This is a genomic window from Dyadobacter diqingensis (assembly GCF_024220585.1).
Lineage (GTDB): Bacteria > Bacteroidota > Bacteroidia > Cytophagales > Spirosomataceae > Dyadobacter > Dyadobacter diqingensis.
Map to the genome: position 1 here is coordinate 47955 of NZ_JAMXKF010000001.1, position 25882 is coordinate 73836.

Consider the following 25882-nt stretch of genomic DNA (forward strand, 5'->3'; position numbering starts at 1 on the left):
GTTCAAAAGTGCCTTGACAATCAATCTCCAAATGACCCGATTGAAGACTTCGGACAGTCTTCTTTGTTTTGCCGTACTTAGAGTTACTCTCGCCAGCAGCCTTGCTTTCTTCCAGGTGATTACTCAGCTCAGCTAGCGGAACAAAAAAGGGGTACTTTGACAGGATATCTTATCCAGATTAATCGGAATATCGTTCTGTAACGAAATGCAAAGAAAGTTTGATTTGATTCTGGAAGAAAACCAGAATATAAATTTTTGTTGGACTTTAACAATTCTTCAACAATCAGGCGCATCTAAAATAAAAGACTTCTTCTTACTCTCACAAGTTAGCCTTCTGCAGCCATAAGTAATTGCTAGCGCTTTCACCGGGCCCGGGTTTTCATAACCCAACCAATAACAACTATGTCAGAAAAAAATGTTGCCAAACAATGGTTTGGCCTGCCAGAGATTTCTTTGCTAATTGCACTCATGATTACCCTTAGTTCGTGTGGGCACGAAGACGTGACACCAATATCGACCGCGAATCCTACCCATGTGGAAGATGATCCGGATCCCAAGCCGCCAAAAGACGGACACGGAGGACGCATAAATAACGAAAGAACAAAAACATCTACAAAAAGAGCAAGCAGTTGAATTAAAGCTTAAAGAGATCCAGTAGAGGGTGTCAAAGTACCTGCTGCACAACCCTATTTTAAATGGCTGAATAACCTCATTTGTCTGCCAAATGGTCATTCAGCCATTTTTTTATTGATTTTAACCATGAATGAGCTGATAAAGGCAATTATTGCTTAATTAGATCTAATCTGTTATGGTTTATCTCGCACCAAGACCAGAAAAACAACCACCGGTTTTGTCAAGAGGACCCGGCAGTATCAGGCCATAAATTGCCAATAATATTCGAACAACGGTGCTCGCCATAAATAGCAAGGGAACAGGATCATTCAGATTAATGCCAATCTGGAAAGGTAAAACAAAAAGCAGACGAACTTCTAAAATGTGAAGAGGGGACTATTAAACAAATGAAACGATGTTTTAATTTAGAAGCTGTCTTCGCCAGCATTAAACCAACCACAGTTTCCGCCGCTTCATGCTCCGCGGCACAAAAAGGCCCAAACCGACTGGGGACTACTTTAAATAGCACAAAATATCAGAAAGAAGACTACATAGCAGGCCCATAATACACTTCCACCGGCCTTTTGGGCCCTGCCACTTGTAATTAGAGCATAAAATCTAATAAGCTGCAACTCCCTCGATCAAAATAGAAAACCGTGCCAGATATATTTAGAGACCGTCTCTTTTTTATACAGAATTACATTTATCGAGTTCTATTCTGTACATAGTCAGGAATTATGATTATCTTAACGTCCCATATATATTGCGCCCCCTTCTGTCTTTTTATGTACTTCTCTTCTGTTAGGATTTACTGGTGGATCATTACGATGTGCCTGTTTTTGCACACGTCTGCTTTCGGATCGTTGGGATCTATCCTCAAACTAAGAGCAGATGCCGAAGCCCTCTACGATGACGAAAAATTTAAAGAGGCGACGGTGGTGTATAAGAAGGCGTTTTCCAAGTGCATTGAGGGAGGTTTTCCGGAATTGGGAACGACCCTGTTGGTGGACCTCAGTTCCATGGAGCATTTGAACGGAAATTACAGGGAAGGTATCGCTCTGTGCCATCAGGGAATGCAATTGCTCAAAAAAGTCGCGCAACCTGCTGATTCTTCAGTATTCAAGCTGAATGCCAGCCTCGGCGAACTATACCGTCAACTCCAATATATTGATTCCGCCGCCTTTTACTTTGATACCGCAGATCGCCTCCTCAATAAAAACCCGAAACTTACCGATCAGATCACGGAATATGTGATCTACCATTTTAGCAACCAGTCGATGCTGCATGAACTCGTGGGACGCTTTTCACTCAGCGAAAAACTGGCTGTCAAGGCCTTGCACCTGACGCAGGATTATCACCTTCCCGATGACGAAGCAATCATTAGAAATGTACTGGCAGGTCAGCTCGAAAAGACAGGTAAATTTGCCCAGGCCATGGAACTCAGGAGAAGCGGCCTCGCGACGTATAAACCCGAAGATTTGCAAAAAGCCCGCATGTATTCTGGCATTGGCCGAAATGCGTTGTACCAGAAAAAATACGGTGAATCCCTCCGGTATCTCCTTCGCTCGTATAAGCTTTACACGGATCTTCGGAAGAAAAAAAGCGAACAGGACGACAGCAAGAAGTTGATCGCCTTATGCAATCACCTCGGACGTTGTTATATGTCATTGGGTATGTACGAACGCGCCCAATTTTTTTTTGAAAAAGGAATCCGCATTCATGAAAACAAATATGGAAAGCGGGGATTACTTATTGCTGACTGCTGGCTGATGAAGTGCCAGATCGAAGAATTAAGGGATAACAGAACAAGCGCGCTGCAATATTGCCAGGTAGCCCTTTCGGCAATTACCTTGCCAAACAGCAGGCTCGACAAATGGGAAAACCCGACCCCGGACGATGTCCTGAATGAACGCCTGGCCATGCAGATATTGTCCTTTAAAGGCTCTCTGCTCAACCGAAACAAGGCATTCGAAAAGTCATTGGCAACTTATCAGCGTGCAGTAGAAGTTTTTCACCATGCACGTCGTCAGCTGTACTTGCTCGAAGATAAGCTATATCTGAGCGAGACAGTGATACCGGTTCACCGGGAAGCTCAGGAGGTTGCCTATCAGTATTATAAAACGAACCGTACAAAATCAGCATTCGATGCCGCATTCAGGCTTCTTGAGCAGGTTCGCGCTACTGCATTGCAGGACTTTACAGCTGAGACGTTTCTACGCCCTCGATATTTGGATGCAAAACAGATTCGGGCTGAAATCGCACTTCGGCAAGAATTAGTACGGGTGCGATCCGACTTACTATCCGATGCTCCTGAAAAAGAGCGGCGTGAATTGATTGAAAAAGAATCCCGACTTCGACATGAACATTACCGATTGCTTCACAGCTGGGAAATGGAACACGCTACGTATTTTCAGTCCCGTTTTCAAATTGACTCGTTAAATATCAAACAGGTACAGGGGCAACTAACCAAACGGGCAGCTTACCTGACCTTCGGGTATCAGAAAGGTAAGCTTCATCTTTTTGCCATAACCAAAGAACATAGTATTTGGAAAACGATCAGCGTTGACTCCTCAACGCTTTTTAGTACAATGGCGGTGCTCCGGCAGGCGATTGCCAAACATCCTGATGTGAAGGGTTATCACGGAACCCCGGCTGCACTTCATGGATACGAATGGTTTATTGCACCATTGCTGTCACTGATTGAAGCAAAGGACGAATGGATCATTAATTCAGGTGGTGTGCTGGACGGCTTACCAGTAGAAGTTTTTGAAACTGGAAAGAGGGCTAACGACTATTTGGCTAAGCATTTCACAATCAGATACGTGTATTCAGCGGCCACACTCCGATCAGAAGCCGGGCCACCAATCGGCACTACTCCGGCATCGCTGACTTTAGCCCCGTTTCATGCTGATGTCCCGTCGCATATCAAGGCACCATACCGATACGAAACATTACTACTCAGCAGACAATCAGTTCTGAACCCAACCGATAAGCTGCTGGTCAATGAAGAGGCAACCCTTTCTGCATTTCGTAAGGAGTATACCAAATATCCGGTCTGGTATCTCTCGACGCATGCCAGGCTGGACCTTGCGGAACCGATGCGCTCGTACATAGCCTTCTTCCCACAAGAAAACAGTGACAGTCATAAACTATATGCAGGGGAAATAAGTCAGATGGACTTGCGTCACGTCAAGCTAGCTTCCCTGAGTGCCTGTGAAACCGGGGGAGGAAAGGTTAACCAGACAGAAGGAATTATGAGCCTTGCACGAGCATTCGCATACGCTGGCTGCCCCGTTACCATCAACACGCTATGGACAGCTCAGGATCGCAGCTCGGTAAACTTTTTCCAAAGATTTCGTCAGCACCTCGAAGAAGGTGATTCTCCTGCCTTGTCATTAAGGAAAGCGCGAAACGATTTCTTTGCGTCACCAGAAAATAACGCATATAATCACCCCTACTTCTGGGCCAATTTTGTAGTGGTGGGATCCAACGCTCCTGTTTACCCTTCACAACCTTTGGCACCTTGGAAAATCGCAGGCATTCTGGTGGGTATTTTAGCAATCTGTTCAACATGTTATGTCCTTCAAAAAAACTTTCGCCGTTGAATCTGGACATACAATTTCCATCGCTCTACCCAATCCACCTGATATTCCGGATTGTCAAGTTCCCGTAATTTATTAAAGTAATGCTCGGCTGCCCTGGGTTGATTGCTGTTCAGATAGGCCAACGCCAGGTACCATTGCGTTGCTTCCCTGAAATAGGACCGCAGATCCTGCTCGCGCTGCACTTTTTCGAGGTAGTTGATCGCAAGGAGATAATTCTTGTTTTCAATGGCATTCTGCCCCTCAAGAAGTTGACCGTAGGCAGTCGACTGCCCGCTTACGTCATTTTTTTGCGCTGCTTCACCGCGTACCGTCAAAAGGTCATCGTCAATGGTAGGCAACTTCACGGGAGCAAGTGCAAAGTACAAAACAAAACTGATACAGGCCGCTGAGATAGCCAGGCTCAACCAGAGGGACCGTGTTCTACCCCGTTTCAATGTTCGTCTTTCCAAATATATCTCCCGAAGTTCGGCCTTAGCCCGTTGCTCTACCCCCGCGGTATGCAACAACTGTTTGATTTGTTTCAAGCCTTCCACTTTTCCAGCAAATTTCGGATCATTAAGAATCTTAATTTCGACCTCTTTCTTTTTCGATGCGCCCAGTTTGTCAACCAGATAGCGCTCGATCAGGTCCAGTTCATTTGTTGGATCATCATTCATAAAGTCTCTTCAATAAGTTTAAACATCGAAATTTTTGTTGTTTCACCGCGTCCGGTGAACGCTTGATCTTAAGACCAATTTCTTCCAGGCTCAAATCTTCAATGTAAAAGCCATTTAAGATAGTGCGGCATGGCTCCCTCAGCTGGCTGATGATCTGTTCCGCGGTCAGCCTGTCTTCGAAACGTTTCACGACATCATCAATTTTCTGATAAATTGATGCAAATTCGGTTTCCCATTTACCTTTTTTAACCTCCCTCTTCCACCGCTTTACCCAAAGCCTGTAAGCAATACTATAAAGATATGTGTGCACGGTTGCTTCTCCATCCGGGTCAAATTCATCATTGCCGACGATTTCAATAAACATCACCAGCACATCCTGAAACAGGTCTTCGGCATCCTGATAATTGCCGCCCAAACTAATCACCATCTTCCTGATCGTAGGATAATTTCGGTTGTGCAGAAAGCGTATGATTGCATTAACATTTTGACCGTTCCTTTTTAAGCCTGCGACAATTTCGCGCTCGGAAAAACCTACCATCAGTACAAATTATTGTGGATTTAGAAGTTACTGCGTTTATACGGGTGGAAGGTTACACAAAAACCAATTTAATTTAAATTTCCGAAACGAAAAATGTCCTTACCTGTTCACAGCCGGTTCCCCGGATGATATAAACCATTAAAAGGATTGTCGGAATCCTCTTCATGCCTGGTATTTTTTTCACCTGGATGTTACCCAATCCGCCTGAGATGACAGCTATTCATAAATACCCAGGAAACAACTCCGTTCGGTTAAGCCGGTATATCTACCCTCAAATATTTATGAAGCTATTAACCTTTATATTTTGTATAGGCTGTATAAGTTCTCTATTGGCCCAAAACACGGGCCGTGATGTTAATTCGCCAACTTTTGAGGATACCAATGATGTGCGGCGAACCTATCGCCGACACATTATCATAGCCCTTGACCAATCCCCTCCTTTCACCCAGGACGTCAAAAATACCCCGGCGTATTTTCAGCAACTGTACCAGATTTTCTCCGATTCTTCCTTTTTTAATCCTGCTCAGGACGAAATTTCTTTTTGGAGCTTCGGCATTGCTTATCATGATTTCGAAAACCTCAGGCACCTGAATGCCACAGCTGAACCCCGGCTTAAAATCAGTGAATTTTATAAAAGCCTTTTTCAGTTCCAGGCAGGTTGGCAGTCGTTCAACAAGGCAAATGCATCAAAAGGCGACCTCAGATCTTTCCTTCAATTGCATATATACACAGCCAATACCAAATTTGGTCAGGGAGTTACACAATCCAATCTGGTTTATCCGCTCATTATGAACCGCATTGCCAGAAAAGATCTTGACACCTATGCAAAGGAGTATAGGCTGGTGATTTTGAGCGACTTTCTGACGGGATCTGTTCAGGGGAACAAACAAGACCTTTCAGTTCTGAAAAACTACGTCTATAAAGGACAACCTCTCGACGACAATGCAACCGTTACACTCATTGAAGCGGAGTTCAAGTCTCTGGACGAAAACGCGTTTACAGCCGAAAAGATCAAGGATATTAATTTGGGAAGACTGTGCATCCTCGTAAACAAGATCAGACCCAGAATTGAACAGAATGAGAGTCCATCGTCAGGGCTAAGCCTTGAAAACAGTCTTCATTTAACACAGAAAGGATTTCATTCGGGCATTTTCTCGATGGGCGAAGGCCAGCTTCGCTTTGCTCACAATGCGTCTCTGAACATCCGGGATGCCATTATCACCGTCAGGCAGAACGAAAAAACCCTCTTCCGAAAAAGTGGTGTGGCTGTTTTATATGATCAGCAAAATACTACGTACTCGATCGACGATCAGGAACTCAGCCTGCCAGAAATAGCCTCCGGCGTGGACACCCCGGTCAACGTAAGCTTTCAGCTTCTGGGAACCTATCTCGCCAAAACACCAAATGACGAGGATCTTCGGTTAAATTACAGTTTTGAGGTAAATCAAAACATTCGTGCGGAAGACATTCAGTTTGTCACCAGCGAGTCGCATCTATTGTGGAGCAGGATTCTGCCTGCAGCGGGATTGATAGTACTGATTCTTGGATTGTTATATTTCGGCAAACCCGTCGCATTGGTAATTGAACCCGGCGTTTTATCAGAATCCTATGAAAAAGTAGATTTTCGTGGCGAAGGCAAATCGGTTTATCCGTATCAGGCCTGGACTTCCTCCGACCACGATACAAAAATAGTTTTCAGAGGAAAATCAGTTTACAGGCTGGAAAACTATATTTTTAATTGGGATCGAACCCCTGCAAGAATAAAATTCACAACCAAAGAAAATGAGCCCGACGGCTTTATGCTGGTTTTGCGTGAAAACATCGCCAGCAACAGGGAATTTCTGGATCCGTATAAAGGGGAAATGGATGTAAATTTATCCAGACGGGGAGAATTCACCTTCGAAACCCGCCTCACCCAGAGCGACCACCTTATAGAGATTGCCACTCCGGAAAAAGTGAGCTTCACTTTGGAGGCAACACTGAGGGGTTGGGCGTGGGGTATTTTTAAAGTCAACCTGACAAAAAATTTCAGTTACGCATTCCTGATAGGCCCGGATCTGGGTAAATTATGGGTTGGTTTTGACCCTGGCACAACGGGAACCTGCATTGCAGCCGGACGGCATGCCGGAGAGATCATTACGAATCAGGTGGTACCTTCCTATCTGGCATTCGATACAACCAAAACGCCACATCCCATTTCTGAGGGTGTCCCTGTTCCTAACAATAGGGAATATTATCTCCATGGCACACTCGCCAGTTCTTCCCGCGAAGCAAAATATATCCAGTACCGATCCATCAAGAAGTTACTTGGGTTTATGGACGAAAAAATTATACGTTATGCTAATGGCTTTGAATTGCGCCTCAGTGGCTCACGTCTTACGGGTATGTTGATGAAGGGAATTTTTCAGGATATGAAAAGTGCTATCGAATCAGACCCCAATAAATATAAGGAGCTGCTCAGCCAGCGTCAGTTTAACCCGCAAAGGGCGGTTGTCGCCATTCCTAATAATTTTAGCCCTGGCAAGATCCAGGATATGATTGACGCTTTTGAGGAATTGCCCGGCCAGTTCAAAGAAATAAGATATGTTCACGAAGCGGAAGCGGTCCTGTTCTACTATCTCTCCAGGTATTCCATGGCCTCTTTTTCCGAGTCTGTACTGATATTTGACATGGGCGGCGCAACCATCAACGCGACGCTTGTGAATATTACCAAAGTACCTGCAAGAAATGCCGGAATAAAATACAACATCAGCATTCTTGGTAAAACCGGCTACGGGATCGGTGGAGATACAATAGACTATTGCTTAATGAAAGTCCTGCTCAGGAAATTCCCTGATGACTGGAAAAATAAACTTGACCCCTTTGACGACCGAAAAAGCGCTGTGGAGCGAAAAACCCTCGTCGAGAACTGGCTGAAACTGACCATGCAACTTAAAATACAATTGGTCTCCGCATTCAAGGATAATCCGACTCCTGCCAGCCTGATGGAGAAGGATTATCTTAAATACCGATTTTTAGAGGCTGATTTGTACAATGACCTGCATGATGATTTCGGTGATGTGCTGGACTCATTGAGCGAGGAGCTGTTCACCCGACAGTCCAATCGTTACCCAGTGTTTCACGAGCACGTATTTCAAACATTGATATACGACAATGTCCGCGAAGCGACCCAGGAAGCCATAGCGCTTTTTGAAGGTAAAAACATCAATAAAGTGATTTTTGCCGGTAGAAGCAGCCATTTCCCCTCCATCCGGCAGACAGTAACCGGGGAGATAAAAAAAACTTCTTCTGCTGTTGAAGATATTATGCTGGCGATGGACAAAGATAATATGGAAACAAAGTATGCTGTTGCGTTAGGCGCATGCTGGTACGGTCTTAACAAAAGTGCCATAGAGCTCAATAACCGGCAGATATTTTCAAACATCGGTATTCAGCGTCGGAAGTCTGCGCAGACCTCCGATATGGAATTCATATCGATCATCCGTAGCGGTACGGAACTAAGTGGTTCCATTCAAAGTAAAGTCCCCATTTCCGACACCTTTAATTTTGATCAGAATGAGGTTAATTTCTTTCAGATCATGGGGCATAACACAACCGACATACTGAAGAAAAACCAGAAACATAAGTATACGCGGCTGGCAAGCATTGCCATTAACGGCGCGACAACCTTCGTCGGAGCCAATCTGTCGGAAAACGACAAAATCAACTGCTGGGTCGCCTCCGAGAATTCCGACTTTCTGGAACAGCAATCTGCATTACTAACCGATCAACTTATAAATGATGCTAACGATGAACACTATACCTGGGTACTGTAATCTGACGCATTCGGTTATCATGAATGCAATCCTGACCGTGCTGATATTGTCGGCAGGGACCTCCGGCAATGCTTTTGGTCAGCAGGAAAGTGTCCAAATGATGGTTTCCAGAAAAATCCATATCCCGCATACTGCCGATTCTGTCACTTTTAACAAAGACTCTGTCTATCAGGTTTTGGAACAAATCAAGACAGGCAAAAACGCTGCAATAGACAGGATCTTCCTGATTAATCATCAGGGCAAAAAATACGTGATATCCTCAGTCAATTTCAAGCCGGAGGAAACTGTAAACACAAAGGCGGGAGTGTCCGACCTGGAAGGTACGGACCTATCTGGCACTAAATTCATAGAGCTCACGGATCAGCTGAATAAACAAACCCTGGAGATTGACCATCTCAATTCCAATCTGATAATTTTTGAAACTGCGACCGGAGTACTTGGTCTGCTGGCGGTAGTCGCATCTTTTCTTTTCTTCAGATTTTCCACAAGGTTGAAAACGGTTGTAGAAAACACCGTTATTGTACAGTGGAGTAAGTATTTTAAAGACATATCCAGTTTTTCGGACACATTTGAAATCGATGAGCAAAGCCTTCAAAGTTTAAACCCACACGCTGATTTGAAAGGCCTTATATCCGGAGATGAACTGGTACTCAAAGAAAGAAGCCACTACGAAAGCGGCCCTAAGATTCAAATGGAGTCTGTTTTCGAGCGGGCTTTCCTTCGGGCCAAGCCCGCAATTCTGGAAGCAGTTCAAAATGAGCTGGCTAATGGAACTGGCCACAGCAGCTTCCGGATATCAGAAAGCGAATTCAGGCAAATGGCAAATGCGAAGGATGCACTTTTAGAAGAAAAAAAATTAGCTGACGGCCGGGTCACCCAGCTCAAAGATGAACTGAATGTGCTCAAAAATAAATTACAGGCTGAATCTGCCAGCGAAAAAGCGCTGTCCATTTTACAAAAGGAATTTATAGATGTAAGTGCGAACACAACGCTGGTCCAATTTGCCGCTCACGCTAAGAAATTGCTTGGAACTTTAACGGAAGTCAGAAAAAAAACACTTGAATTTGCGGATTTCAGATCGCTCAATGCCGATCCTTTTGTTTGTAATCTGGTCGCTGCCCTGTTTGTAAAATCTCAAAATGAATTTCAACTGGTAAAAGTCCAGAATTGGTCCACCGTGATCAACGAGATCAACGATACGCAACGAATCTACACAGATGCATTTTTAAAAGGATATCAATTTGAAACCCTGACCGATAGCAGGCTTGCAAACGAATTTATGCGTACAGCCCGCAAGGAGTTGTTTAGGGATTATCTGAGCCAGAATTTGATTCTCTGCGAGACGCTGAGCAAGCTATCCTTGTTTGAAGGCGTATCTCGGCAACTGGCCGCCGACTCCGAGGCTGTTTTTAAGAATCTGGTCAAAACATTGCTTCAAGAGGCGGCATTGACAAACCTGAAAGTACAGTACATCGCATTGGGTACCTCAGATGATGAGGTTGAAAGGTTGATAGGCCACGATTGGGAAAGGGTTACCGAGGCGGAGTGGCCTTTCGACAAAATTGCAATAGGCAAGAATCGCGTCAAACAGATTCTAAGCCTTGGCTATGACGACACGCCAGGCATTCTTGATTCTAAAACAAAAATTGTATTGGACGTTTAACCTATACCAGTAGTTATGATAGACAGTTTAAATGCTTATTGGAACGGAACCCAATGGTTCTCTTTTTGGGACTTTTGGTTCCCTGTGATACTCACCTTCCTCCACATCTTGGGATTGACATTTACGCTCTTGAAATTGATCTCAAGGGGTGATAAACCTGAAAAGATAAACTATCTGACCGTCTTTATCATCCACAGAGCTTTTATCTGGGCATGCTGCCTGGTGGCTATGGGATGGGTAGCCTATATTTGCTGGTACTGGACAAGTCATTTATACGGACAAAACCATAGAGAGTTCGCCCACCTGCTATGCCTTATCCTTTCCCTGGCGGTGGCTTTGGCGGGGTACATATCGCTGCGCAAATACTATTCCCGGGAGACGCTCAGGGCAATTATGCCCGTTGCACGTACCTACAACGAGGCAGAACAGCGCTCCACTTTTGCAAGAAAGGGATTCGGAACGCTGAAACTCGCGTCGCTCACTCCCTTTCTGGGCTTTCTTCTGCTTTTGCTGCTCTTGAAAACCAGTCGAAGTATCATTGTTATTTTTCTTGACAACTCCCCAAGCATGGAACTTGGCCTGGCTCTTGGCCAACAGGCACTTAGCAAGACGTTCTCAGAATTACCTGCAAATACAGAGATCGTTCTGGCTTCTTTCCCAGCCAAAATATCAGGTAAGCCCGCCGTCAATGTGGATGACATTTTACGAAAAGAAAAAACCAGCGGCCTTTTGGTCTCATCACAAGAATTTGCCAATCCAGTAGATGCAGACGGTTATCTGCGGGGCATTACGATTGGGGACGGTTCGCCCATTACCGAAGCGATCTGGGACCTGTTCCTTACCCTCAAAGCAAGCAGGGACCAGACAGTTTACGACAACCGCAAGCTGTTGATTGTGACAGATGGTGGCGATGCATATACCTCCGAGACAGCCAACAGGTCTAAAAAGTTTTTGTGTAGTAAACCCTCTTTTGAAGAGTTTTTCAATTCCATTGATGTGCATATGATCAGCATTAACAACGATGCTGGCCGCTTTTTTGAAGATGCACGTAACTGCGGCTACGACATTCAGGACGGTAATAGTCTCGATTCTTACACCGCTGCCGTTGATGACGCACTTGGTACGCTTACCAGGGACTGGAATTTCATCTGGTGGATGCTGATTTTGCTTGGGATCTTCGGTGTGAGTTGTCTGATCATTTATCCTGCGTCTTTTAATTAACCGAATAACCAACTGTATTATGAAGAAAGCATTCCTCTTCTTTGTTTTGTGCCATAGCGTTGCTTACGCACAGCAAAACGCCTTCGTGCTTGTTGACGTGTCGGGTTCCGCCAAAAACCTTCATAACGTCAAGCTGGAAGCGAGGAACCTGGTATATGCACTGCTAACCGGAGGGCGGTCGGTCCGCGATTTTACCGGATGGACATCCAAAAATCCCAACGATTCGCTGCTGACCGGTGCATCAAACGGACAACCGATGACCGGAGTTGATTCGTGGCTTTGTATCATGCCGTTTGGACATAGGAACCGTTATAAGGACTTCCGGATTCAGCGAATCACTCAATTTCCGGATCAGATAAAAACCTTTTTTGACTCTTACTACCCTACTACTTACTCGGATAAATTCACGTATATGTCGATCGCTGAAGCCTACACGGCTCAAATCGCCAATGAGAATAAAATCTCTGAATATTACATATATATGGTAACCGATGGCCTTGGTGACCAGGACGAAACGGATAGCCAGATTCACAATAATATAACCGAGAAAAATCTCATTAACCAATGGGGGAATAAGACATCCACGGAAGTGTCTAAAGTGGGAGTTTTTGAAAAACAGGGATATCAAATTATTGTTAAAAAAATCATTAATCATCAGTTAGCTCACAAGATACCTCCGCATAGCCGCGATTCAGCAGATACACATGAGCCTAAGTCTTATGAGATCAGGCTTACCTCCTATGCGAACGGTAAACCGAAAAACCCGATTAAGATAGAAAAGGAAGATATCTCCGTATCATGGGCCTGCGCCGATTGTCCTCAGAGAACCGCTTACAGGGTGAACATCGCGGGAATTGGAAACAGGTTCAGGGACCAGAGAAATGGCCTTATAAGCAACAGTACTCGATACCAGCTTACCCCTGGAAAGTACAGGATTACCGTATCCGGGGACATACCCGGTAAGCAGGAGCCTGTTTCCTCCGCTACAACCTACATTGAGATAACCAGTAAGAGCACTGTTTTTATATTAATCGCGCTGGCTACGCTGGCTGCCGGTATCGCAGTTGCACTTTATCTGCTTCGAAAGAAAAAAGAAAGGGAGAGAAATGCCCGACGGTCGGAATCAGGCCAGGGTCCTGGAATTGCAAAAACCCGGCCGCGAGGTGGCGATTCGGGGGACCTTAATATTATCTAAACTGCCCGTTACTGGCTGCAAACAAATTGAATACTACCGGGCTGGAAGAAACTCCCGACGAGGGATAAATTAACTGTCTTAGTTTTTACCGTATTATCGAAATGGATTTTTCCTTGTTAGACATCAACTACAAAGGCCCGGTTGCGACTTTCATCACTTTCGCGCTCCTGGCTTCTATTTCTGTCATTATCCTATATCTGCTGTATTTGACACTTACGAAGACCACTTTTCGGAAAAGTGACCTCCACAAAGACATAACGCTAAGAATCACGTTGTTGTGGGCACTTGTTGTTCTTCTGATTTTGCTCAACATTTTACTCGGCCTGCTCTTTTTCTTTGCAGGCTGGGAAAATATCCGCTTCTTTTCCCTGGGCTTTCTTCTCGGAATGCTGCCGTTCCTGATCATTTATTTTGGAATTGCAATCGCCTTCTGGCTAATCTACATTAAGCTGACCGTCAAATAGTCATCAGGACCATTTTACCATTCACCATTAAAACAACAAAATATGGCCACTCCAACAATTCTGATCGGCATAGGCAGCAGCGGGATGTACATTCTCGAACATGTACAGCGATTTTATTATGAGACCTATGGGAAAAACAAGCCCGCACACGTGGAATATTTATTCATAGAAACCAATAAGGATAATCACGTAGGCATAACGCCGGTGCATAATGAAATCCACAAGGTGTATGTCAGTCTTGCGGAGATAGAAAAAATGATCCAGGGCATAAGAACCTATAATGATGCACCATGGCTACCTCCGACAGAACTGGTATTGGAAACCGGAATGGGCGCAGGAGGACTTCGTTCTTGCGGAAGACTGGCGCTTTGGGGCGCCAATACCGAAGGGGACAACTGGCATAAGGTGGTGTCAGCAATTTCAGATGCTTACCGCAGGGTATCTTCACACACTGTGTCGGGTGGTGGTCGGAAACCTACGGTTTTTGTAACAGGCACTTTTGCAGGAGGCACCTGTTCGGGGATGTTCATTGACATGGGTTATCTGATCCGAAGTATCGTACAGGAGATCACCGAGCTATATGGATTATTCCTGATCCCTGGTAATCCCTCTGCAAGAATGAATGGCTATGAAGTGAGATATGCTAATACCTTCCAGGCGTTCCAGGAACTCGCCTACTACAACACCGAGGACGTTGTATATAAGGAAAAATGGCCCAGCAAGCAGGAGGTATCGTTCAAAGAACCTCCGTATGAGCTAGTCCAGTTTATCAGTCAAAATGACAAGCAGGGACGGATTGTTGCAAACATCGACGGATTGTATAAGCTAGCCGGTCTCTATTTGTTCATGAACATCGTCTCCAAGGAAGTAGGTAATATGGAGGTGGGGTTCCGCGCCAAGCGGATGGAGCGCTTTGGCGACGCAAAATCGAACAATCATATTAATCATTATGGGACCTTCGGTATTTCCGCTATTCAGTTCCCAAAAGACCAGATTGAGGAATTTACCGCATGCCAGTTATCCAAAGATCTCCTAAAGCGATGGATCGATGACAGACATTATTTTCTGAACGGAAACCAGAGGGACATCAATCCGGCAGATATCAAGAATGCCATGTCATACAATTGGGACAGTATCATTACAGACGCTTTCAAGAAGCTGAATGTCTCCGGATCCCGCGATCTGCAGCGAGATCTGGCCACAGAGGCTGAAAGGATCAATGAAAAAAATTTAACCAAAGACCCGGTTGACTACATCCGTGAGCTGTTTTCCAGCAATTCCGGCACCAATTTCTACGGCGTGGTGAAGTCCAATATAAATGCGGCAATCAGTGTGATCATTGACAGGATTCACGACCAGGTCGAAACCGAACTGAACGAAACGGAGAGTTTCTACTATATCGTACAAATGTTGGAAGGATATATATCAGCGATTGAAGCCACCCTTAACTATTGGGTGACAAGTGGTATAAAATCGGATCCGGGGGCATGGGAAAGTTTACTAACCTCGGAGGCTGAACATGCGCTGCAAAATCTTTACAAGGGCGTCCAGGAACAAGATAATGTATTGACCGACAGACTCCGGACTATTTTCGAAATGATGAAAATGCACCTGATAGCCAAATCCATTCAGGAAGTTATGAATTACCTGCGCACGACCGAAGACAGGGTGCCGCTGACTTCTTCGGAAGGAAAGGAGCTGCCGATGAAGCGGATGGTTAATTTTTATATCAAGCACATCAACGACGCTATCGGTAAATCGGATGACAAAGAAGTAAAGATATTCACGTTCCTCACCCGGCAAAAGCATATCGAAGATGACGTCAAAGATAAAGGCGTGCCTATTGAGAAAATTTTCAGAAGAGGTACGTTTGAAGAAGATTGGGGCCAGGTCTACACGCTTTACATGCAGCGAAAAGGGGACAGAAGATCCAGGAAGGAATTGGAAGAATATGTTGCCAATACCGGTGAGCCCTCCCCGCTGACCAATCTCTGGAGTGATTTCAAAAAGAACCAGAACGATCTGCACTATCGTCTTTATAGTGGTTGCCTGAAAGCTTACCGCTCTCTCCTGGGCAGACAGGATAATGTGCAGGCATTTCTTGCTTATGATGTAGCGCAGTATGTAAATGACAACCCAGGCCGAGGCAAGGAAATGGCAGAACGGGCCGTTCAACCGATGCTGAACGTAAAGGAAAACTTTATGAGCGACTCTGCCTCCCTGCCACGCTTCATTACGGGTGCAGACGAACAATCCATTAAGGGTGTGATTAATGCAATGAAAGGTAATACGCAAGACAGTTTTACCGAATTTGACGATAGCAAGGACAGGATACTGGCAATAGAAGATCTAAAGAATGTCATGGTCTTTTATGTCGAAAGGGGAAAATTTCAATACTCATTCACACCTCCAATTTTCGATCTCACGTATATCGACCAGATGCGGGAGGTTTATGAAAATCCACCGTATAACTCGGGAGATTCAAGGGTATCCTGGCAGCAAAAACGGAATGCATATAAGATCGACCCATCCAAAATCGATTTCAAACGGCAGAAGGACCGGAATGATGCTCCTAAAAGTGAAGATCGGCCTTCCGAAGTATAATTGACTTCACATTAAAATTTTCAACATGTTACTAGGACTTACATCAAAGCTCAGTGAAGGGCTACGCATTCAGGTCTCGAAAAAAAAGCGACTTTCTCTGACTGCTTTCAGCTTTTGTTTCTTTTTACCATTACTGACCTGCCTGCTCTTCTACACCGGTGTGTTGAAAGGGCGGCCCATGTTCGACGGACAGATCCAGGAACCCGTTGCTAAGATTGTGACGTCGGGTGGCGTCGGTACGGGCTTCCTCATATCGTCTACCCAAATACTTACTGCCCGACACGTGGTCGAGAACGTAAAAAGTACGGTGCAGGTGACGTTTGAAAAGGCTGGTGAACCGCGTACGGTTGAAGGAAAAGTAAGATACATTGCCCCGTCAAACGGAATTGTTTCTCCTGATGGGACCGTACCCATTGAATACTTCCTGACCGATTTCGCAGTCATAACAATCCAGCCTGTCACCGATATCATCCCATTAGACCTGGGAGAGTCCGACGGAATCAATCCATTGGACGAAGTCATCCTGATCGGCTATCCAGGTGGTGACTATTCTATCACCAAAGGCAATATCAATTCAGATACCTACCAGGGACAGAATCTCTTTAAACTCGACGCAGCCTCCAATCCGGGGAACAGCGGAGGGCCCTGTATCCTGAAAGATGACAATACCGTAATCGGAATCCTGGTGGGAGGTGGAAGTTCCGGAAACCAGGGAGAAAATATTGCTCTGAAAATTTCGACCGTCAAAGCATTACTCAAATCTGCCCGAATTACCATTGCCGATTAATCAGCCGAGCATACCATTTCCATTTTACACCATGAAAATCCTCGGATTGCTCATCACGTTATCCATGATCTCAATGTTGTCCTGCAAAAAGAACAATGAGTCTCTGGGAACGCTCAGAGATTATGAACATGCGATCAGAAATCTGTCGGATACCACCGATTACGACATAGTAGTGAGTAAAGTTCAGTCCTTATCGGATTCTATCCGTTTGGCTGCCCAAATCCCGGATGATTCCTTGAATGCCATGCTGGCCCGTGTCATGAACTGGGGAGATGAGTTAAGCAGTGAGAAAAAGGCCTACTGGGAAATGCAGTCTTGTTTTCGACCGGCATTCAAGGATTCCATTGATGCGGGAAACTGCTTGGTGGAATGGAATAAAATCCTTAACCGTCATCCGAATGCTTTTAAAAGAAAAATATTCCAGGATAACTATGATGCAACCGCAGCGGCCTACATCGAATTGTTTTGCATTAAAAGAAAATTCTATGGGCTGGATGATATCAATTCCGCGGTCATCACCTGTATGTCCATTGCCTCTACTATCCAAAGTGTGTTCAGAAAACAGCAAACAAATATTCCACTCAATAACTTATACGAACAACGCAGGCTGTTGTTCAATAAGGTGCTCGAATACAAGATAACCGAGCTTGAAATTGCGATGGCCGATTCGATAAACCGATATTTTATTACAGATCAGCCAGATTTTGAAATGATAGGCATGACAGAAGCTGCCGAAGAAAATTACCAAACGGAATCGATTCTCCTTCCCCTAACAGTCACTAAAAACTACAACATCATCGCAACAGATCATGATTTGTTGAACCCTAAGAAGCTGACCTATCCAATAAGGATGATCGGAGTGATTACCGGCTCTGTATCAACCCCTCTAAATGCGGAAATAAAACAGGTAATGAAAGGAGATATCAAATATGAATGAAGAATTCGGCTCACAAATCCGCCACTTCATTCTATATGGCAGTGGCGGCAGATGCTGTCAGTTGATCAGATATATATGGAACCTTCTCCAATTGGTGTTTTCGACAGCGGACTTGGTGGTTTATCCGTGTTAGACGCATTACGTAACCAGTTCCCTTTTGATGTAGTCTACCTGGGTGATACTGCCAGGGCTCCGTACGGCAATCGGCCTATGTCAGAAATAATACATTTCACCTATCTGGGCATAAAAAGTTTGAGATCCTGGCCGGAAAGCTGCTTGGCTATCCGACACAAAGCAACATCCTGAAGCTGTCTGAAATTGGGACATCGTACCAATGACGGGAATCAAAAAATAGTAAGCCCTCCCTATTTTTCACCCAAACAAATCCAAACCCATGTTTTACAGATCAAAAGATTCTGTTGCAGCCTTTTTTGTATGCCTGCTCTCCGCACTAACCTCCGTTGCCCAACCCAAACCACCTGCGCCTGATGAAGTGATCATGGAAAAAGTCCGTGAAATGGATATTAAGTATACCGTTTCTGAATCCGGCCTGATCAGATTCACTTTTGGTGTTGAGCAGAACCGGACGCAGCTGGTAATTGTAACAGGAAAGGTTAATAACTACCTCTCGTCCGACTATATGACCGTATTAACGCGGGTCGCCCGAATAGACAAAGGCCAATTCGAAAATAAGGTTGCGTTCGATTTGCTGAAAAAAAACTGGAATTATACGGCCTGGTTCTGGCAAATACGGGAGGACGAAACAGACGGTAAAGTAAATGTCTATCTGGGCTCTTCAGTACCTGTCAATACTCCGGCTGTCAAGTTTTACCTTATTCTTTCAACGATGGCCAAGGAGGCCGATACGATTGAAAAACTCCTTACCTCCACGGACGAATTTTAAAGAGCATTAACAGCTGATCCATTATGTGCCACATCCTGAACTCCATCGAGGAAGTGCTGGTAGCCAAAGGTTTTGACTTTGACATGCGCTTCGATGCCGAGCAAAACCAACATCTGTTTATTTTGAACTTTCCCGGAGAGAATGGCCGTTTCGCATTGGTATGGACTATCATTCAGGAACATTCCCAGATGATGCTGGTGAGTACCTTTCCAATTTATGCGCCAAAAGCGGCACATTCTCTTATCATCACGATGCTGAACCGCATCAATATCACGATCAGGCTGGGAAGTTTCGAACTGGATGAAAAAAGCGGCCACATCCGCTTGAGACATACTTTTTACTTTAATGCTGACTTACCTTTTTCGGAGAAGCTGGTTATGGACAACCTGGCAATTTCGCTGGTAACCATGGATCAGAGAATCCCGGAGATCATGAGTGTTATGCATGCCGGCCAAAGCAATAAAAGCCAATCGGCCCTCCCATTCTGGTGCAATTAAATCTTTTTACTTTCTTTTAAGCTCAGGTCAAAATCCATATCAATATGACCGATCCAAAACAACAGCCGCTCCCGATGGGTTACCACGCTGTACCCGACGCGATGATCACAACCCCAGCAGGAAATCCGATAGCTCAGCCCAGGTTTATAACGGCTGATGGCACAGGGCACCTGATGACGGTTGCCCCCACGGGTTCCGGCAAGGGGCGTTCCGTTCTTATTCCTCAACTTTTGGCCTACACAGGCCCGGTGGTAGTTCTCGACAATAAGGGGGAAAATGTAGCCGTCACCTACCGGCGTCGCATTGAAATGGGACATAAAGTGGTAGTTTTTGACCCTTTTCAAATCAGTACCTTTGATAAAGCCGGTATTAATCCGTTGGATATAGCCCACTTTACGGGTGCTGACGCGGAAGGAGAATGTTATTCACTGGCCCATTTGATGGCTGGCAGAGGTTCTCTGGAAGATCCATTTTGGGACAACGGAGCCAAAGGCGTTATCTCAGCCACGCTTATGTACCTGATCCTTCTGCGAACAGCCGGAGAACAAAACCTAGGGAAACTACGCAGCATTCTTTCCGAAGATCCCGCCTATCACCTCGCGGTTGTTTTGGATACTGAAGGCAAAAAACTACCCTCCACTGTCTACGACGCCATTGCCGGATATCTTAACCTTCCATCTGAAAAAACGCGCCCATCAGTCGACGCTACCGCACTTTCGTATCTGACTTTCATGTCCGGGAACATTGCCAAAATGTTGGAGAAGACAACTTTTGATATGCAGGATTTTGTAAACGGCCGGGAAGTAGACGTTTTTATTGTGGTGCCGCCGGACAAATTGAGGAGCCACTCCAAACTGATGGTGCTCATTATCTCTACGCTCTTCAAGGCTATCCTCTCCCGACGTGAAATACCTGTCCAGAAAACTTTGTTTTTGCTCGATGAAACGGCGTCTCTTCAGTCATTCGAATACCTCGAAACGATGATATCGCTCTGCCGGGGTTATGGCGCGCTGATCCATACCTTCTGGCAAGACATTTCCCAGATCCGCAAGTGCTATGGCGAAGGCTACTTCAGTATCATTAACAACTGCTCGGTATGGCAAATATTTGGCATACAACATTATACGATTGCCAAAGAGCTTTCCGAAATCACGGGAATCAGTGCCTACGAGCTTCGGAACATGAAACCCAATGAACAGATGCTGATCATTAACGGACGTGAATACAAAAAAGCGATCAAGCTTGATTATCTGAAAGACCCTTATTTCGCTGGCAAATTTGACCCTAATCCCTTTTTCAAGTTAAATAAAACCCTTTGAATTGTGAAAGATAAAACAAACTGGACCAAAAAACTGGGAACAGGAGAAACTTCGGCGAACAAATCTTATGCAGAGACACACAAGGAAAAGTTCATCCGTGAAAATAGCAGCCAGGTTTACAAAATTTGCGGCCGCGATAGTACCGGACGCCAGGCATACTACTTTGTGCTGATTGAAAAAATTAAAGTCCGGGCCTTTCTGAGGCATAAGATCGGAGATACCTACAACATCGAAGATTATGGCGAAATCATTCACTCGGCCTACGGAACCACGGTACCGCAGGAAATCCGGGATATGCTAAAGGAAAAATACGGCTTCGACAATTTTGATGATGAAGGTCGTGACAGGCAGGACCAAACCTGAGCCTTTCAGAGCCTACCTTCGTTTAACTGGACAATCCATCGGATCGGATTTTTTACGGCTAACGTCGCCGTGCCCGTATTTTTTGACGATCTGCGGTTTTTGTAAAGGGTAAAAATCCAGAACAGGAGATAAACGCATACCATTTGAAAAAAAATGGTTGGTAAGTTTTGGGGCTATATGCTGTGGTTGATAGGCTGAATTAAGATATGAAAAAGTAATAGTCTTGAGACATGGGCAATGCTGTTTGCCATCCCTGATTTTCATGAGGTTCATTTTGGCAATTTCCAGGCGGCCTTCTATCTTTTCAAGTATGGCTATTGCTTCTGATGTTTTGTCATTTTTCGCCAGCAACATTGCGTAATTATTGCTGGCATGCACGGTCTGGCTCCTGAGGTAATAGCTTCCGGCTAGTTCCGGAAATTTGAGTTCCTCTGCGTACCAGCCCAGGTTCACAAAATATACCGAACTGTCGGCCAGGGGTGTTATTTGCTCTGCCTCGCGATAAATTGGCTGAATGACATCCATCGCATAGGCCGCAAAGCCTTTGGCAGCTTGCGGGTATCCCGAATTGCGAAAATCGTAAGTTCTTGCAAACGCAAAGTTAAAAATGATGCTCGCTTTGGTGATGTCGTCGGCTACCGTACCAATCATGGTATAGGCTTTCGCGATTAGCTGCATGCCTGCGGTTTCAGTCTCCGGCTTTCTAAGTAATACCAGCCCCTGTCCCATGATCGCATTCGCATTGGAGGGATTGGCAGCCTCTGTTTTCCGAAAATATAAACCTGCCTGTGCCAGGCTGTCCATTTCAAGGTAAGCCATGCCGACTCCCATTAAATTGTCTGCATTCACGCGGATCGCGCCAGCTCGCAGAAAATAATTTATGGAAGCCCTATGCTCCCGAATATCCTTATTCAAAGTGCCCAGCCCCTCAATGGCATCCAGTCGGGAACTGTCCTTTGCGATTGCTTTTTTATATATCAGGGTCGCATTTGCAATATAAGTCGGGAGGTCATTGCTGTGGAAATATCCCGACTGATGTTTTTTGTAGGCCAGTGAATACAGCATATAATGCCAGGCCCTTGCCTCCGCGAGCAACGACTCGTAACCGACTTCGTAATTGGGGCGCTCGTTTTTGATATGACGAAAATCAGCCAGCGCTTTTACAATACAAGAATCAGAATCAGGCTTCTGATAATCAAATAACCGCAGCCATGCCAGGGCGCGCATTACATAATATTCCGGTTTGGCGTCCAGTTTAATAGCGTTACTGTAGTGTTTAATACCCGCTCGCCAAAGGTCAGGGTTATTTTTCACATATGCCTTCCGGACATTCACGTGCCCAAGCAAGACGTGGGAATCCGTAAACTTGGGATGCGCCCTGACGATCCTTTGCAATGTCTTTTCAGCAATAGAATCTTTGTCAGCCCAAAAATAAGTAAGTGTAGTGGCATATTGTACCGCACTATCCGATGGATTAAGGCGCTTTAACAAATGCAGTGCCCTGCTGTATTTCCCTGACTCACCATGCACGATTGCCCCCGCCAAAGTGGCAGCGTAACTGTCCTTCTTATTTTTTCCGGCTATTCGCAGCCATTTGATTACATTGTCGAACCAGGATTGATCTGTTCCGTTCCGTCCCAGGTATTTGACTTTGGCCATAGCAAAAAAAGGCAGGTCCTCTCCCAGCCCTTCCATTTTTTCAAAATACCGGGTTGCGGATGTGTAATCTTTATATTCCATCTGTATTAACCCGTTCAACAACAAAGGGATGGCCGTTAAACTATCTGCCTGTCGGACTGAAATGCGGGCCTCTCCAAACTTACGATTAAGCATATACGCAATCGTGATATTTTCCCAGTAGTGTTCAAAAAGCCCTGGATCCGCTATCGACCTCAAGTGTTCCAGCCTTTCGGCCCATTGCTTTTTTGACGATGACATGAGGCATACCAGGCCGAGATGGTACCTGCAGGTATCTTTGTTTTTATTATCGACCCCTGACCTGTGCAGCGCACTTTTTAAAGCCGTACGAGCCGCAAACTGGTCGCCTTTTCTGGCATAATAAACGCCCTGATAAGTGAAACCGGCCAGCAGATCTTCTGTCGCCACCAGTTCTGTCAGTTTCTGAACTTGCGAAAAACAGGCTGACGGGCAGCATGTTCCCATCAGCAAAAGGATAAGAATTGCTTTCATTTGCTTTGTCCGTTTTAGTATTGACGTGTTTTACCGATGCTATCTGAACAGAGATATCACTTCATGTAAAATTGGGGAAGGTTACTTTTTCCTGATGGAAATTTTGAATGAGCCGCTGTTGTCGCCCTCGTTGTTATCATTGACCCTAAGCTCCAGACGGTGTAATCCCGGCTTAATAAATTTCACAATGCAATTAGACCCACAAAATTTCCATGGGTCCGAGCCCGAAACCCGAAACATCAATCCAGCATGATTAATGCTGGGAACAATGTTATAGTCAGCTATGGAAAACCCAAAAAGCCCTTTGGCCCTACCATCAGGTGTTACCTCTCGCAGATACTGCCCCACAGTTATCTGGCCGGTTGCCGAGATTTCAAATTCCTCATTACGGTTTGTCGTTCTAATATTATGAAACAACACCCCCTTTGATAAGACCACCTCCGCCGCAGCAGGTAATGGTGGGTCAACAGGCTCCGGTTCGTACGGTGGGGGCACAGGCACATCAGGGGTTGGATTAATTCTGCCCGTTCTCTTTTCGAGCACGAAGCTACCTCCTTGCGGAACATGGATCATCGGTAAAAAACCGTACAAAGGCCGACTACTACTCCTCCGGATTGCCATTACATCAAAAATCTCGTCCTTTAACCGGCCCGCGGGCAGATCTCTGTGTTCCCAGTTATCCAAAGTCTGAATCAAGGCAGCAAAGAATTGGCTTTCATCGGGAACCGGACTAAAACTATCCCCCGCCGTGATAATTTCTGCCGACGGGTATTTCTTAAATATCTCAACCGATTCAACATTGACAGGCCTGCCCCTCTGCCTGACCAGTTCTATCAGGCTCCCGGAAAAACATGCATCCGTCAGCATCAGGAGTTTATCACTTTTTATCGTCTCCTTTATCTTGTTGACCAGGAGCCAGGCCGGCGTCCAGGTGGTCTCGTCATCGACCATTGAATTTTGAAAATGAAAATAAAAGGAATTTCCATTCTGCACGCTGCCATGCAGGCTAAAATAAAGGAGCACGTTATCAGAGGGGGTTACTGCATTACTTAAAGAATCCATAAATGCCATAAAATACCTGCTTGTTACGTCTTTCCTTACAAATACGTTTTTCGGTGAAAAATTCCAGTCAGCGACAAGCTTCTTTTTCAGAATATCCATTTCTTTGGTCGGACTCGTCAACTTATCCCATCTTGGGTCCGCGTACTGTCCAACCCCCACCAGGATTGCGATATTTCTTGATGCAGAAAATGAATTTGCTGGAACAGACCTGGTAGGTTGGCCACTCACAGTCGTCACGAATGACGCAAAAACAACTGCAAAAATTAGTGGGTAAAGCTGTGTTTTCATGATTTAGCTGGGTTAGATTAACGTTGCCTGCAAGTTATAGAAGAGCATACCCGAGACGTAATACTTTTTTAAGATTTTTTGGATCTTATCGCACAACAGGCGACGCTTTATAGCATAAGATTCATATTTTTATAAAAAAGATATTTGATTAAACAACTGCGTTCCTAAACATGAAACCTTCCGGAAATTTCGCATTAGCTGAAAAAATACATGAAATACTAAACCTCAAAAAAGATAACGGTACATTCATAATAGGGCATCGCCTTAAAGATAAAATGGATATTGCTTACGACAACTTGTGTCCATTTATGTTACTTCATGAAAAATTTGTCAGAGAAAATAAGGAAGCGGAATTTGTAGAATTAAGTCGAGGACTTTCGATAAAACTGAGAAGTCTTATTGATAATAAGGATAAGAAAAAATCAACTTCTTCTTACGAAACCTGGAAATCGAAGATCCTTGCGTCCAACTCGGGGACAACTACAATAGACGAGCTCTCTGAGATAATCAGACCATACTCGGAAGATGACTTTCAATTCAAAAAAAGTAAAATTTTCACGCAAGAAGAAATTAACTATTTAGAATTATCCAGTATTAGTATTACCAATATAAGTACTTTTAAAAAGTATCTTTTATGGGCAAATGAAACCGAACATTTCGAAGACATCTTAAAAACTTTTCAGCTCCTGATCTTTATAATGGCAGTATACCAGATATCGGTATCTGGTATACCTGGCGATCATGATATTGTGATCAAACATAATCCCAAGCTCGAATCATACTATGGTTTCTACGACAGGTCCTTCGTAAAGCATAATGACTACGGTATTTGCGAGCTGACTATTTTCAATGATTATTGGTCAAGGATCATATATTATTACCCCAAAGATGTGTACCGGGATTCCGCAGAGTTATACGTATTTGCGCACGTCGAATATTTTACTGAGAAGGGTATTGTTATCATTAAAAACTTCGAAGATTTTACTGGCATTAAGGGAGAAGTATACAAAAATGGCCCGGTAGAAAATTTCATTATCATGAAAAGCCAAGGGACCGCGGAGCCAAAATCCCTGAATAACATGATGCTGGGGTATACGACATCTTTCAATAGAAAAAAGGATTTCCCTATTGCACAACCCTGATCCTTGTAGAGCAAAGCTAC

At 44.7% G+C, this 25882-nt stretch carries 20 protein-coding genes; 16 read left to right on the plus strand and 4 right to left on the minus strand.

What is annotated here, in order from left to right; genetic code table 11:
* Positions 1 to 468: 468 nt before the first annotated feature.
* Positions 469 to 633 carry a hypothetical protein gene (locus M1L62_RS00190; protein ID WP_254410978.1) on the plus strand — a complete coding sequence of 55 codons (165 nt, stop codon included), beginning with the start codon at positions 469 to 471 and terminating at the stop codon, positions 631 to 633.
* Between the two features lie 764 nt (positions 634 to 1397).
* Complete coding sequence (locus tag M1L62_RS00195; protein WP_254410979.1) at positions 1398 to 4217, plus strand: CHAT domain-containing protein; 2820 nt, start codon at positions 1398 to 1400, stop codon at positions 4215 to 4217.
* On the opposite strand, the gene M1L62_RS00200 is transcribed toward M1L62_RS00195, so the two are convergent.
* A complete protein-coding gene (locus tag M1L62_RS00200; protein WP_254410980.1) occupies positions 4196 to 4873 on the minus strand; it encodes a hypothetical protein in 678 nt (225 codons plus the stop codon). The genes M1L62_RS00195 and M1L62_RS00200 overlap by 22 nt on opposite strands.
* Positions 4866 to 5411, minus strand: coding sequence for an RNA polymerase sigma factor (locus M1L62_RS00205; RefSeq protein WP_254410981.1), 546 nt, complete (start codon positions 5409 to 5411; stop codon positions 4866 to 4868). Before M1L62_RS00205 ends, M1L62_RS00200 begins: the two co-directional genes overlap by 8 nt.
* A gap of 281 nt (positions 5412 to 5692) precedes the next feature.
* On the opposite strand from M1L62_RS00205, the gene M1L62_RS00210 reads away from it, so the two are divergent.
* The 13 genes from M1L62_RS00210 (at position 5693) to M1L62_RS00270 (ending at position 21180) form a co-directional block, all read left to right on the plus strand.
* Complete coding sequence (locus M1L62_RS00210; protein WP_254410982.1) at positions 5693 to 9226, plus strand: Hsp70 family protein; 3534 nt, start codon at positions 5693 to 5695, stop codon at positions 9224 to 9226.
* Positions 9201 to 10889 (plus strand): hypothetical protein, encoded by a 1689-nt coding sequence (locus M1L62_RS00215; RefSeq protein WP_254410983.1) that lies wholly within the window; start codon positions 9201 to 9203, stop codon positions 10887 to 10889. The genes M1L62_RS00210 and M1L62_RS00215 overlap by 26 nt, the downstream gene beginning before the upstream one ends.
* Positions 10890 to 10904: 15 nt before the next feature.
* A complete protein-coding gene (locus tag M1L62_RS00220; protein ID WP_254410984.1) occupies positions 10905 to 12110 on the plus strand; it encodes a hypothetical protein in 1206 nt (401 codons plus the stop codon).
* A gap of 19 nt (positions 12111 to 12129) precedes the next feature.
* Positions 12130 to 13305, plus strand: coding sequence for a hypothetical protein (locus M1L62_RS00225; RefSeq protein ID WP_254410985.1), 1176 nt, complete (start codon positions 12130 to 12132; stop codon positions 13303 to 13305).
* Positions 13306 to 13406: 101 nt separating this feature from the next.
* A complete protein-coding gene (locus tag M1L62_RS00230) occupies positions 13407 to 13769 on the plus strand; it encodes a hypothetical protein (RefSeq protein WP_254410986.1) in 363 nt (120 codons plus the stop codon).
* 42 nt (positions 13770 to 13811) lie between these two features.
* On the plus strand, positions 13812 to 16373 hold the full coding sequence (locus M1L62_RS00235) for a tubulin-like doman-containing protein (protein ID WP_254410987.1): 2562 nt from the start codon (positions 13812 to 13814) through the stop codon (positions 16371 to 16373).
* A gap of 25 nt (positions 16374 to 16398) precedes the next feature.
* Positions 16399 to 17160, plus strand: coding sequence for a trypsin-like peptidase domain-containing protein (locus M1L62_RS00240; protein ID WP_254410988.1), 762 nt, complete (start codon positions 16399 to 16401; stop codon positions 17158 to 17160).
* A gap of 31 nt (positions 17161 to 17191) precedes the next feature.
* Entirely contained in the window at positions 17192 to 18097 is a 906-nt protein-coding gene (locus tag M1L62_RS00245) for a hypothetical protein (protein ID WP_254410989.1), read from the plus strand.
* Between the two features lie 75 nt (positions 18098 to 18172).
* Positions 18173 to 18403 (plus strand): hypothetical protein, encoded by a 231-nt coding sequence (locus M1L62_RS00250; RefSeq protein WP_254410990.1) that lies wholly within the window; start codon positions 18173 to 18175, stop codon positions 18401 to 18403.
* 88 nt (positions 18404 to 18491) lie between these two features.
* Complete coding sequence (locus M1L62_RS00255) at positions 18492 to 19001, plus strand: hypothetical protein (RefSeq protein ID WP_254410991.1); 510 nt, start codon at positions 18492 to 18494, stop codon at positions 18999 to 19001.
* 23 nt (positions 19002 to 19024) lie between these two features.
* Positions 19025 to 19498, plus strand: a complete 474-nt coding sequence (locus tag M1L62_RS00260; RefSeq protein ID WP_254410992.1) for a YbjN domain-containing protein — start codon at positions 19025 to 19027, stop codon at positions 19496 to 19498.
* Positions 19499 to 19542: 44 nt separating this feature from the next.
* The gene (locus M1L62_RS00265) at positions 19543 to 20817 is read left to right on the plus strand and encodes a type IV secretory system conjugative DNA transfer family protein (protein WP_254410993.1); all 1275 of its coding nucleotides are present in this window, start codon (positions 19543 to 19545) and stop codon (positions 20815 to 20817) included.
* 3 nt (positions 20818 to 20820) lie between these two features.
* Complete coding sequence (locus tag M1L62_RS00270; protein ID WP_254410994.1) at positions 20821 to 21180, plus strand: hypothetical protein; 360 nt, start codon at positions 20821 to 20823, stop codon at positions 21178 to 21180.
* 12 nt (positions 21181 to 21192) lie between these two features.
* On the opposite strand, the gene M1L62_RS00275 is transcribed toward M1L62_RS00270, so the two are convergent.
* Both M1L62_RS00275 and M1L62_RS00280 read right to left on the minus strand, forming a co-directional pair.
* Positions 21193 to 23370, minus strand: coding sequence for a tetratricopeptide repeat protein (locus M1L62_RS00275; RefSeq protein ID WP_254410995.1), 2178 nt, complete (start codon positions 23368 to 23370; stop codon positions 21193 to 21195).
* A gap of 81 nt (positions 23371 to 23451) precedes the next feature.
* Positions 23452 to 24720 carry a caspase family protein gene (locus M1L62_RS00280; protein WP_254410996.1) on the minus strand — a complete coding sequence of 423 codons (1269 nt, stop codon included), beginning with the start codon at positions 24718 to 24720 and terminating at the stop codon, positions 23452 to 23454.
* Between the two features lie 170 nt (positions 24721 to 24890).
* Here M1L62_RS00280 and M1L62_RS00285 point away from each other — a divergent pair, with 170 nt between their 5' ends.
* Positions 24891 to 25862, plus strand: coding sequence for a hypothetical protein (locus M1L62_RS00285; protein ID WP_254410997.1), 972 nt, complete (start codon positions 24891 to 24893; stop codon positions 25860 to 25862).
* Positions 25863 to 25882 lie beyond the last annotated feature (20 nt).